The organism is Sphingomonas oligoaromativorans, from assembly GCF_011762195.1.
GTDB lineage: Bacteria > Pseudomonadota > Alphaproteobacteria > Sphingomonadales > Sphingomonadaceae > Solisphingomonas > Solisphingomonas oligoaromativorans.
This window is the reverse complement of sequence record NZ_JAASQK010000003.1, coordinates 305977-317717: the sequence shown is the minus strand read 5'-3', so window position 1 is coordinate 317717 and position 11741 is coordinate 305977. Positions and strand designations below refer to the sequence as shown.

Below are 11741 nucleotides of genomic sequence, written 5' to 3'. Positions count from 1 at the left end.
AACAGGTGCAAGGCAGGCCGGCGTCTTCGCGTACCGGGCCATTTCGGCCGGGCGCCCCATCCGCACGCCTGCATCCATTCGGATGCGGTCTGTGCGGAAAAGGATATGCGACATTGTGACGTCAACCTAAGGTGCCGGCCGCCGGAACGGCGCCGGGCTGGGGGCACGGGGCGATCGCCTTCATCGAAGCCGGCCGCTCGCGCGACACCCGTCTGGAGTGCTAGCATCTGCGTGGGCGCACGGCAAGCGGCCCGCCCGCGCGGATCAGGAGACGCCCGCCATGCCGATCATCGCCCGCCACCTCGCCATCCACGGCCGCGTGCAGGGCGTCTGCTATCGCGACTGGACGGTGCGGACGGCGACGTCGCTCGGGGTTTCGGGCTGGGTGCGCAACCGGCCGGACGGCAGCGTCGAGGCGCTGGCGATGGGCGAAGCCGGCGCCGTGGAGGCGTTCATCGCGCGCTGCCGGGGCGGGCCGGCGTCGGCGCGGGTCGATGGCGTCGCCATAAGCGAGGGCGCGCCCGAAGCGATCCAGGGCTTCGAGCGCCGCCCCACGGGCTGATCTCAGCCGAGCGCCTTCCACGCCGCGACGATGGCGCGGGCGCGCTCGCCCACCACCTCGGCGCTGTCGCCCGCCTTGTAGATGCCGCCACCGACACCGAGGCCTTCGCAGCCGGCCTCCAGCCACTCGCCGATATTGCCGGCGCCCGTGCCGCCGACCGCCCAGGTCGCGACGCCCTTGGGCAGCACCTCGCGGATCGCCTTCAGATAGCCGGTGCCATAGCCGACCGCCGGGAACAGCTTGAGCCGGCGCGCGCCCGCCGCCGCCGCGATGAACGCCTCGGTCGGCGTCGCGAAGCCCGGCATCGGCTCCATGCCCAGCGACACCGCGCGCGCGATCACCGCCGCGTTGGTGTTGGGCGTGACGATCAGCACGCCGCCCACCGCCTTCACCGCGTCGACCGCCTCGGGCTCCAGCACGGTGCCGGCTCCGCACAGCGCGCGGTCGCCCACCGCCGCGACGAGACGACGGATGCCCTCCAGCGGCTCGGGGGAATTGAGCGGCACCTCGATCAGGCGGATGCCGGCCTCGACCAGCGCCTCGCCGATCGCCACCACCTCATCGGGCTTCACGCCGCGCAGGATCGCGACGACGGGGGGAGCGCCGGCCGCGAGGATATCGTCGATGGTCATCATGCCTCCAATGCGGCGAACTGCTCGCCCAAAACCGCCAGACCGGCGAGCGCACAGGCATCGCCGTCCAGCATCGTCACCTCGACGCTCCGCGCAGCGGCGGCCCTGGCGTAGATGCCGCCGAGACCCGGATCGCCGACCAGCACCAGCCGCTCCGGCACGCCGCCGATCAGCGCCAGACCTTCCGCGATCTCGCCGCCGATCAGCAGCCCCGAGAGCAACCCCAGCGCCCAGCCGAGGCTCTTGCCCTCGGTGAGCTGCGCCGCGCGCGCCTCGAACAGGCTGGCGATCAGGCCGGTGCCGGCGCGCTCCAGACCCGCCGCGAAGCCCTCGTCGCGGCCCGACTGGTCGGTGCCGGCACGGGTGAGCGTCGAATGGTCGCGCAGCAGGCCGAACAACTCGCCGGTGAAGAAGGTGTGGAACCGTTCCACCCGTCCGTCGACCAGCTCCGCCCATTTGCTGTGCGTGCCCGGAAGCACCAGCAGATGCCGCCCGACGCCGAGCGACGGATCGACCCGCGCCGCGCCGAAGATCTGCGTCTCCTCGCCGCGCATCACGTCGGCGCGGCCGGCGAAGTTCGCGCCGCTCAGGCCCGGCGCGACCGTCACCCGGATCGCGCCGACGTCCACCGAGGCGGTCGAGCGCGCCCAGCCCGCCACGTCCGCCGGACAGCCCGCATAGGGCACCTCCAGCACGCCGTTGCGCGAGCCGGCCATGCCGCAGAGCAGCACGCCCGAGGCCTCCGCCTCGGCACGCCACGGCGAGACGGTCGCCGCCAGAGTCTCCGCCGGCGAGGCGTTGAGCTGGCCGATGCCGGGGCCGGCGAGCCGGTCCACGATCCGCCCTTCCTCGATGCGGAACAGGCGGAGCCGCGTCGTGCCCCAGTCGCCGAGGATCGCCATCAGCCGAGCTTCACCGGCGTGACAGGTGCGCCCGGCACATCGACCTCGAACGAGAAGAGGCCACCCGCGAGCGGCTGCTTCTCCAGCCCCGCCTCGTCGATGCCGATCCGCGCGGTGGTGGCGTAAGCGGTCTTGAGGTCCGGCCCGCCGAAGGCGAGCTTGGTGATGTTGGCGACGGGGAACTCCACCACCTGCACCAGCGTGCCGTCGGGCGCATAGCGCCGCGCCGACCAGCCATTCCAGAGCCCCAGCCAGACATGATCCTCGGAATCGATGGTCACGCCGTCGGGGAAGCCGTCCTTGGGGTCGATGCGGGCGAACACCTCGCCATCGCGCAGCATCGGATCGGCCGAGATGTCGAAGCGCCAGATCAGACCGCCCAGCGTATCGACATGGTGGAGCCAGCGCCCGTCGCCGCTGATCGCGGGGCCGTTGGTGATGGAGCACTCGCCGCCCGCGACATGGATCGCGCCCTTGTCATAGACATGGACGGCGCCGCTCAGATCGACCTCGGCATTGTCCATCGAGCCGAACCACAGCCGCCCCGAAGGATCAACCGAGGCATCGTTGAAGCGGTTGTTCGCGGCCATCTCGACACGGCCCAGTTCGCCGGTCACGCGGGTGCCGTCGAAATGCTGGAGGACATGGCCGTTGCCCAGCACGAAGCCGCCATCGTCTGCCGGCAGGATGAAGCCCGGCGATCCGCCGACCTCGAACGTATCCTGCTTGCCCGACGCGGGATCGTGGCGATGCACCCGCCCCTGCTTGATGTCGACGAACCAGAGCGCACCCGAGCGCGCATCCCACAGCGGTCCTTCGCCCAGCGTCGCGCCGAGCGGCCAGATGCACTCCACAGCCATCCCTTCCTTCATCCCGATTTACATCGTCCAATAATCATATAAATGGGCGACACAAGCCGCAAGCGCCGACCGGGATACCGGATCGGGCCGCAGAGAGGAAAATCCGTGCCGCTCGCCACCATCGATATCGCCGTCATCATCGCCTACGCGATCGCGATCTTCGGTCTCGCCCAATGGGTGAGCCGTGACAAGGCGGGCGCCGGCCCGAAGAACACCACCGACTATTTCCTCGCGTCGAAGAATCTCCCCTGGTGGGCGATCGGCGCGTCGCTGATCGCGGCCAACATCTCGGCCGAGCAGATCGTCGGCATGTCGGGCTCGGGCTATGCGATCGGCCTCGCCATCGCCTCCTATGAGTGGATGGCGGCGCTGACGCTCTTGATCGTCGGCAAGTTCTTCCTGCCGATCTTCCTGCGCAACGAGATCTACACGATGCCGCAGTTCCTCGAGAAGCGGTACGGCAGCGGCATCCGCACGCTGATGGCGATCTTCTGGCTCGTCCTCTATGTGTTCGTGAACCTCACCTCGATCATCTGGCTGGGCTCGATCGCCGTCACCAAGGTGGCGGGCGTCGACCAGACGGTGGCGCTCGTGGCGCTGGGCACCTTCGCCTTGCTCTACCAGATCCGCGGCGGCCTGAAGGCGGTGGCGCTCACCGACATCGTGCAGGTGACGCTCCTCGTGCTGGGCGGCCTCATCATCGCGTGGCTGACGCTCGGCAAGCTGGGCTCGGGCGACGTCTTCGCCGGCTGGCACAAGCTCGTCACCACCATCCCCGATCACTTCCACATGATCCTGAAGAAGGGCGATCCGCATTACACCGACCTGCCGGGTCTCTCTGTGCTAATCGGCGGCCTGTGGATCGCGAACCTCAGCTACTGGGGTTTCAACCAGTATATCATCCAGCGCGCGCTCGCCGCCAAGAATATCGCGGAAGCCCAGAAGGGCGTGCTGTTCGCGAGCTTCCTGAAGCTGCTGATGCCGCTCATCATCGTGCTGCCGGGCATCGCCGCCGTGGTGCTGGCGCCGGGCCTCGCCAAGCCCGACGAAGCCTATCCGACGATGATGCGCCTGCTGCCGACCGGCCTGCTCGGCCTCGTCTTCGCGGCGCTGATCGCGGCGATCATCGCGTCCACCGCGTCCAAGATCAATTCGATCGCCACCATCTTCACGCTCGACATCTACAGCAAGTTCGGCCCCAAGCGCGACGAGCGCCACCTCGTCATGGTCGGCCGCATCACCGCCGTCGTCGCGATCATCATCGCCATCCTCACCGCCCGCCCGCTGGTCGGCGCTTCGGAGCAGGCATTCCAGTTCATCCAGGAGTTCACCGGCTTCTTCACGCCGGGCATCACCGTGATCTTCCTGCTCGGCCTGTTCTGGAAGCGCGCCAACGAAGCCGGCGCCGTCACCGCCGCGATCGCCTCCGTGGTGCTGTCCTGGCTGTTCAAGGTCCAGTGGGCGTCGCTGCCCTTCATGGACCGGATGGGCGTGGTGTTCCTGATCGCGCTGGCGCTCGCCGTGATCGTCTCGCTGGTCACCCCGGCCCGCCGCGACACCGACACCATCACGACCGGCGACGTCCACTACGCCACCCGCACCGGCTTCAACATCGGCGCCACCGCCGTGATCCTGATCCTGATCGCCCTCTACGCCACCTGGTGGTAAGTCCCCCAAGGAACCCTGACGTCTGATGTCCACGACCGACAATAGCCCCCGCCGCCTCCGCTCGCGTGAGTGGTTCGACCGGCCGGGCGATCCCGACATGACGGCGCTCTATCTGGAGCGCTATCTGAACTACGGCCTGACCCGCGAGGAACTCCAGTCGGGCAAGCCGATCATCGGGATCGCGCAGACGGGGTCCGATCTGTCGCCCTGCAACCGCCATCATGTCGAGCTGGCCAAGCGGGTGCGCGAAGGCATCCGCGAGGCGGGCGGCATCGCGATCGAGTTCCCGGTCCATCCGATCCAGGAGACGGGCAAGCGCCCGACGCCGGGGCTCGATCGCAACCTCGCCTATCTGGGTCTGGTCGAGACGCTCTACGGCTATCCGCTCGACGGCGTGGTGCTGACCATCGGCTGCGACAAGACCACGCCCGCCATGCTGATGGGTGCTGCGACCGTGGACATCCCGGCCATCGCGCTCTCGGTCGGGCCGATGCTCAACGGCTTCCACAAGGGCGAGCGCACCGGCTCGGGCACGATCATCTGGAAGGCGCGCGAGATGCTCGCCGCCGGTGAGATCGACAATGCCGGCTTCATCGATCTGGTCGCCTCCTCGGCGACGTCGGTGGGCTATTGCTCGACCATGGGTACGGCGACGACGATGAACTCGCTGGCCGAGGCGCTGGGGATGCAGCTTCCGGGCTCGGCGGCGATCCCGGCGCCCTACCGCCAGCGCGCGCAGGTGGCCTATCTCACCGGCAAGCGCATCGTCGAGATGGTGAACGAGGATCTGCGCCCGTCGAAGATCATGACGCGCGATGCCTTCCTCAACGCCATCGCGGTCAACTCCGCCATCGGCGGCTCGACCAACGCGCCGATCCACTTGGCCGCGATCGCGCGCCATATGGGCGTCGAGCTGTCGTTGCAGGACTGGCAGGAGATCGGCCACGACATTCCGCTGCTGGTGAACCTGATGCCGGCGGGGCAGTATCTCGGCGAGGATTATTACCATGCCGGCGGCGTGCCGGCGGTGGTGGCCGAGCTCATGCGTCATGGCCTGATCCGCGAAGGCGCGATGACCGCCAACGGCCGCACCATGGGCGACAATTGCCGCGGCGCCGAGATCGTCTCGCCCGACGTGATCCGCACCTTCGAGACGGCGCTGAAGCAGAAGGCCGGCTTCCGCGTGATGACCGGCAACATCTTCGACAGCGCCATCATGAAGACCAGCGTGATCTCGGACGATTTCCGCGCGCGCTATCTCTCCAACGCCGACGATCCCGAGGCGTTCGAGGGCAAGGTCGCGGTATTCGACGGGCCGGAGGACTATCACCACCGCATCGACGATCCCGCCGAAGGCATCGACGAGTTCACCGTTCTCGTCATGCGCGGCGCCGGGCCGATCGGCTATCCGGGCGCGGCGGAGGTCGTGAACATGCGTCCGCCGGCCTCGCTGATCGAGCGCGGCATCACGGCGCTGCCCTGCATCGGGGATGGCCGCCAGTCGGGCACGTCGGGTTCGCCCTCGATCCTCAACGCCTCGCCGGAAGCGGCGGCGGGCGGCAACATCGCGATCCTGAGGAATGGCGACCGCATCCGCTTCGATGTCGGCCGGGGCCGGGTGGATGTGCTGATCGACGAAGCGGAGATCGCCACTCGCCGCGCCGCTCTGGAGGCGGCCGGCGGCTATCGCTACCCGGCGAGCCAGACGCCGTGGCAGGCGATCCAGCGCGACATCGTCGGCCAGCTCGGCACCGGCGCGATCCTCGAAGGCACCGAAGCCTTCCAGCGCATCGACGAGACCAAGGGCCTGCCTCGCGACAGCCATTGAGGCGCACACGCTCTTCGCCGTCGTGCCGGACTTGATCCGGCATCCAGAGCAACAGGCGCGGCGCTTGCGGCTCTGGACCCCGGATCAAGTCCGGGGTGACGAAGCGGGAGCGGCCTAGACCCGCTTCCCCTCGCGCCCCGCCAGCTCGACCACATAATGCCACGCCACCCGGCCCGAACGCGCGCCGCGCCCCGTCGCCCAACTCACCGCGTCGGCTCCGTCGAACGGCAGGCCGAGCTTCCTCGCATAGGCCTCGACCATCGCCAGATAGGTCGGCTGGTCGACATTGTGGAAGCCGATCGACAGTCCGAAGCGGTCGGCCAGCGCGAGGCGATCATCCATCACGTCGCGCGCATTCACCGCCCGGTCCTCCTCGCCGAACTCCCGGCTGACGATGTGGCGGCGATTGGCGGTGACGTGGAGCCGCGCATTGTCCGGCCGCGCCTCGGCGCCTCCCTCCAGCAGCGAGCGCAGGGTGCGTGGCCCCGCCGAGCCCTCCTCGAAGCCGAGATCGTCGACGAACAGCGCGAAGGCGCGGGGGCTGTCGGCAATGAGATCGAACAGATGCGGCAGCGTGTGGAGCGCGTCCGGCGCGACCTCGACCAGCGCGATATCCCTGCCCCCGGCCTGAAGCGCGCCGACCACGCTCTTCACCAGCGACGACTTGCCCGTCCCGCGCGCGCCCCAGAGCAGCACGTCATGCGCGGGCAGGCGATCGGCCAGCCGCGCCGCGTTCTGGAGGATCGCGGCCTTCTGCGCCTCCACCCCGGTCAGCAGGTCGAGCGCCAGCGGCCGGAAGGCGCGCGTCGCCACCAGCACGCCCTCGCGCCACACATAAGCGGGGTGCGCGGCCGGATCGGCGGCGGGCGGCGGCGGTGGCGCCATGCGCTCCAGCGCGGCGGCGATGCGGGTGAGGGTCGCGGGATCGGTCATGGCCGAACCCTCTAGGCGATTATCCCGACAGCGCAACAAAACATCACGATCGTCGTGAAATTAGAAATTATGCCACGCGTCAGGATTGGAGATCATAGGCATTGAGCAGATCGTAGAGCGTCGGCCGGCTGATCCCGAGCAGCCGGGCGGTGGCCGAGATATTGCCGTCCGCCCGCGCCAGCGCCTCGACGATCGCACGCCGGTCGGCGGCCTCGCGCACAGCGCGCAGGTTGATCGGCAGCGGCTCCTCGCAGGCACCGGCGGGGAGGTCGAGATCGGCGGCGGTGATGAGCTTGCCCTCCGCCATGATCGCGGCGCGCTTCACGCGGTTCTCCAGCTCGCGGACATTGCCGGGCCAGCTCCAGCCCGCGATCGCGTCGGCGGCGTCGGACGCGAGGCCCTTCACCTGCGGATTGATCGCGGGCGCGTGCCGCCTGAGGAAATGCCGCGCGAGCAGCACCGCGTCCCCCGCCCGCTCGGCCAGCGACGGCAGCCGCACCACCATCTCGGCGAGGCGATACCAGAGATCCTCGCGGAAAGCGCCGGACGCCACCATCGTCTCCAGATCGCGGTGCGTCGCGCAGACGATGCGGACGTCGACCGGGATGCCTTTCCGTCCGCCGATCCGCTCGATCACCCGCTCCTGGAGGAAGCGCAGCAGCTTTACCTGGAGCGGCAGCGGCACGTCGCCGATCTCGTCGAGGAACAGCGTGCCGCCGGACGCCTGCTCGATCTTGCCCTCGACGGTGCGGATCGCGCCGGTGAACGCGCCTTTCTCATGGCCGAACAGCTCGGCCTCCAGCAGCGTCTCGGGGATTGCGGCGCAGTTGATCGCGACGAACGGCCCCTTGGCCCGCCGGCTCGCCGTATGGAGGCCCCGCGCGACGAGCTCCTTGCCCGTGCCGCTCGCGCCCAGCACGAGCAGCGACACGTCGGTCTGCGCCACGCGCTCGACGGTGCGGGCGACCTTGAGCATCTCGGGCGCGGCGGTGACGATCGTGCCCAGCACCGTGTCGCCGGCCAGCGCCGCCAGCCGCGCATTCTCCTGTTCCAGCGCGTGGACGTGGAAGGCGCGCGCCACGATCAGGCCCAGCGTGTCGATGTCGACCGGCTTGGCGTAGAAATCCCACGCCCCCAGCGCAATCGCCTCGCGCGCGCTCTCCCGCGCCTCATGGCCGGAAGCGACGATGATCTTGGTATCGGGCTTGATCACCAGCATCTCGGCCAATGTGGCGAAGCCCTCGGAGGTGCCGTCGGGATCGGGCGGCAGGCCGAGATCGAGCGTCACCACCGCAGGCTCCTCGGCGCGCAGCGCGTCGATGGCGGCGGCGCGATCGGCGGCGATCACCACCTCATAGCCGTCATAGGCCCAGCGCAACTGCCGTGCGAGGCCGGGATCGTCCTCGACGACCAGCAGCTTGGGAAGCGCCTCTCCGCTCATGCCGCCACGGGCTCCTCGGCGAAGGGCAGCAGGATGGCGAAGCGGCTGCCCTCGCCCTCGCGGCTTTCCACCTCCAGCCGCCCGCCCATGCTGGCGACGAGCGAGCGCGCCTCGAACGCGCCGATGCCGAAGCCGCCGAGCTTGGTGGAATTGAACGGCTTGAACAGGCTGTGGCGGATGAAGTCCGCGCTCATCCCCCGGCCGCGATCGAGCACCGTCACCTCCACTTCAAAGCCCCGCCGGTCGATCGAGAGCCAGACGGGCTCGTCGGGCGGGCTCGCCTCGATGGCGTTCTGCACGAGATGGCCGATCGCCAGCTCCAGCCGCGCCGGATCGAACAGCGCGTGGACATCCAGCCGGCCGGACAGCGCGATCGGATGCTGGGTGCGGCAGCGCGCGGCGATCGCCTCCAGCACGGCGCGCGGGCGCGCCACGCGCGGCGGATCGGGGCGCTGCGTCCCCTGCGGCGAGAGGCGGGCGAGCAGGTCGTTCAGCCGCTGCACCGAATCCCGGAGCGTCGTCACCATGTCGGCGCGGAATGCGGGGTTGTCGGCGTGACGCTCGGCATTGCGGGCGACGAGGCCGAGCTGGCTCGCCAGATTCTTGATGTCGTGGACGATGAAGGCGAAGCGGCGGTTGAACTCGTGGAAGCGCCGCGCCTCGGCCAGCGCCTCCTGCCCCTGCGCTTCGGCGAGGTGGCTCGCCACCTGCCGCCCGGCGACCGAGAGGAGGTCATGATCCTCCCAGTCGAGCCGACGATCGACCGGCGGGCGCGCGAGCAGGATGAAGCCGGTCAGCCGATCGCCATGGACCAGCGGCACGCCCGCCCAGATCGAGGGGTCGCCGAGCACCCATGCCGGAATCAGCCGCCGCTCCTCCTCCGGCGCGGCGCGCAGCGCGTCGAGATCGAGCACGCGCGGATCGCGTTCCACCATCCTCGCGAAATCGATGCCGCAGCCCGCTGCGGCCCCGTCCGGCCACGCCGCCGGCTCGGCCGCGTCGAGCCGGCCCGACGACGTCATCACCAGCAGCCGCGCCTGCGGGGCGTCGGTGATGTCGGCGAGCGCGCGCTCGATCCTCTCCTCCAGCGCCTCGTCCGCGCCGCCGTCGCCGAGCGTGCGGGTGAAGCGCAGCCACTCGGCGCGATAGTCGTAGCGGTGGCGGAAGAGATGCTGGGCGAGCCGCAGCTTGAGCCAGCTCCGCGTCCGGCCCGGCGGCAGGATCATCATCGCCGCGAAGCTCGCCCCGAACACCACCATCGCGCGCGCCAGCCAGGCATAGACGAGGCCCAGCGGCTCCACCGCGTCCAGCAGCACCAGCGTGACCGCGAGATAGGCGAGCGAGGCGGCGATCGCCAGCACGCGCAGGATCATGGTGCGCGAGAGGTGGAGCGCACCCGGCCGCATCGCTCAGCGCGCCCGCACAGGCGTTGCGGGGACGCTCACCGCGCCCCCGATGGCCAGATCAGCACGCGCACCGTCTGCAACAGGATCAGCAGATCGAGGAAGGGCGTGTAGTTCTTGGCGTAATAAAGGTCGTATTCCAGCTTGTTGTGCGCATCCTCCAGGCTCGCGCCATAAGGATAGTTGATCTGCGCCCAGCCGGTGATGCCGGGCTTCACCATGTGCCGCTCGTCATAGAAGGGAAGCTGCTCGGCGAGGCTGGTGACGAACTGGAGCCGCTCGGGCCGTGGCCCGACGAAGCTCATCTTGCCTTTCAGCACCACCCAGAGCTGCGGCAGCTCGTCGATGCGGACCATGCGGATGAAGCGGCCGACGCGGGTGACGCGCGGATCGTTCTCCTGCGCCCAGACGGCCTGCCCCGCGACCTCCGCGTCCTGCCGCATCGAGCGCAGCTTGATGACGTCGAACTCCTCGCCGAACAGGCCGACACGCTTCTGCCGGTAGAAGGCCGGCCCCTTGCTCTCCAGCCGGATAGCGATCGCGGTCAGCAGGATCAGCGGCGCCGAGACGATCAGCATGAGGAGGCTGACGAGGATGTCGAACTGCCGCTTGGCGATGCTCGACAGGAAGCGGCCGGACGCGAACCCGTCCGAGAAGATCAGCCAGCTATGGCTCGCCGTGGCGAGATCGACGCGCCCGGTCTCGCGTTCGAGGAAGGTGGACAGCTCGCTGACATGCACGCCGGTCGTCTTGAGGCGCAGCAGATCCTTGAGCGGCAGCGCGTTGCGCCGCTCCTGAAGCGCCAGCACCACCTCGCTCGCCTTGAGGTTGACGACATGGTCGGCGAGGCTCTCGATCGCATCGCGGTTGATCGCGCCGCGCACCGCGTCCGGCCCGTCGTTCATGCCGATGAAGCCGCAGACCACGAAGCCTGCCCCCGGCTTGTCGCCCAGCGCCTTGATCCGCGCCGCGCGCGGCCCCGCGCCCAGCACCAGCAGCCGCCGCTTGAACGTCTCGGAGCCGAGCAGCCGCCCCAGCATCAGCCGAGCAGCCGTCAGCGCCGTGGGCGCGATCAGCGCGGCGTAGAGCGCGTTGGAGCGCCACAGCGTCAGCCCCGGAAACAGGAAGGACAGCACCGACACGATAATCATGCCGACCGCGACGCCGACGATCAGCCGCACCGCCGCGAAGCGCACCGAATGCAGCGCATCCAGCCCATAGACGCCGACAGCGACCAGCGCCGTCTCCACCGCCACGGCAAAGGTGATGAGCGGCCCGAGACGGTGGGTGAAGGGGGTGACGGCCATGCCGATCTGCCAGGCGCGCAGCACCCAGCTCGCCTCGGCCGCGCAGAACAGCAGCACGACGTCGACAAGGCCCAGCAGCAGCACCGCATGGGGGACATAATGCTTGAACAGTCTAATCACGCCCGCTTCCCCGCTTGCTGGGCCGACTTACCCTCGATGGGAGGGGGTGTCGCTCAAATTGACAAATAAATCCTGAAACCATCGC

The 11741-nt window shown here is 69.3% G+C and carries 10 protein-coding genes; 3 read left to right on the top strand and 7 right to left on the bottom strand.

Going from position 1 to position 11741, the window contains the following annotated elements; genetic code table 11:
- Positions 1-280: 280 nt before the first annotated feature.
- Positions 281-562 carry an acylphosphatase gene (locus tag FHS98_RS07920; RefSeq protein ID WP_167103052.1) on the top strand — a complete coding sequence of 94 codons (282 nt, stop codon included), beginning with the start codon at positions 281-283 and terminating at the stop codon, positions 560-562.
- Between the two features lie 2 nt (positions 563-564).
- Here the strand turns inward: FHS98_RS07920 and FHS98_RS07915 are convergent, their stop codons facing one another.
- The 3 genes from FHS98_RS07915 to FHS98_RS07905 are packed head-to-tail and all read right to left on the bottom strand — an operon-like array spanning position 565 to position 2956.
- Positions 565-1194, bottom strand: a complete 630-nt coding sequence (locus tag FHS98_RS07915; RefSeq protein WP_167103049.1) for a 2-dehydro-3-deoxy-6-phosphogalactonate aldolase — start codon at positions 1192-1194, stop codon at positions 565-567.
- A complete protein-coding gene (locus tag FHS98_RS07910; protein ID WP_167102574.1) occupies positions 1194-2096 on the bottom strand; it encodes a 2-dehydro-3-deoxygalactonokinase in 903 nt (300 codons plus the stop codon). Before FHS98_RS07910 ends, FHS98_RS07915 begins: the two co-directional genes overlap by 1 nt.
- Positions 2096-2956, bottom strand: coding sequence for an SMP-30/gluconolactonase/LRE family protein (locus FHS98_RS07905; protein WP_167102571.1), 861 nt, complete (start codon positions 2954-2956; stop codon positions 2096-2098). Before FHS98_RS07905 ends, FHS98_RS07910 begins: the two co-directional genes overlap by 1 nt.
- Positions 2957-3061: 105 nt before the next feature.
- Here FHS98_RS07905 and FHS98_RS07900 point away from each other — a divergent pair, with 105 nt between their 5' ends.
- Positions 3062-4624 carry a sodium:solute symporter family transporter gene (locus tag FHS98_RS07900; protein ID WP_167103046.1) on the top strand — a complete coding sequence of 521 codons (1563 nt, stop codon included), beginning with the start codon at positions 3062-3064 and terminating at the stop codon, positions 4622-4624.
- Between the two features lie 25 nt (positions 4625-4649).
- Positions 4650-6452, top strand: coding sequence for an IlvD/Edd family dehydratase (locus FHS98_RS07895; RefSeq protein ID WP_167102568.1), 1803 nt, complete (start codon positions 4650-4652; stop codon positions 6450-6452).
- 114 nt (positions 6453-6566) lie between these two features.
- On the opposite strand, the gene FHS98_RS07890 is transcribed toward FHS98_RS07895, so the two are convergent.
- From FHS98_RS07890 to FHS98_RS07875, 4 genes are all read right to left on the bottom strand, one after another.
- Complete coding sequence (locus tag FHS98_RS07890; protein WP_167102565.1) at positions 6567-7385, bottom strand: ATP-binding protein; 819 nt, start codon at positions 7383-7385, stop codon at positions 6567-6569.
- Positions 7386-7464: 79 nt separating this feature from the next.
- On the bottom strand, positions 7465-8826 hold the full coding sequence (gene prsR, locus FHS98_RS07885) for a PEP-CTERM-box response regulator transcription factor (RefSeq protein WP_167102562.1): 1362 nt from the start codon (positions 8824-8826) through the stop codon (positions 7465-7467).
- A complete protein-coding gene (gene prsK / locus FHS98_RS07880; protein ID WP_167102559.1) occupies positions 8823-10232 on the bottom strand; it encodes an XrtA/PEP-CTERM system histidine kinase PrsK in 1410 nt (469 codons plus the stop codon). Before prsK ends, prsR begins: the two co-directional genes overlap by 4 nt.
- Before the next feature lie 35 nt (positions 10233-10267).
- A complete protein-coding gene (locus FHS98_RS07875; RefSeq protein ID WP_167102556.1) occupies positions 10268-11656 on the bottom strand; it encodes a TIGR03013 family XrtA/PEP-CTERM system glycosyltransferase in 1389 nt (462 codons plus the stop codon).
- Between the last annotated feature and the right edge of the window lie 85 nt (positions 11657-11741).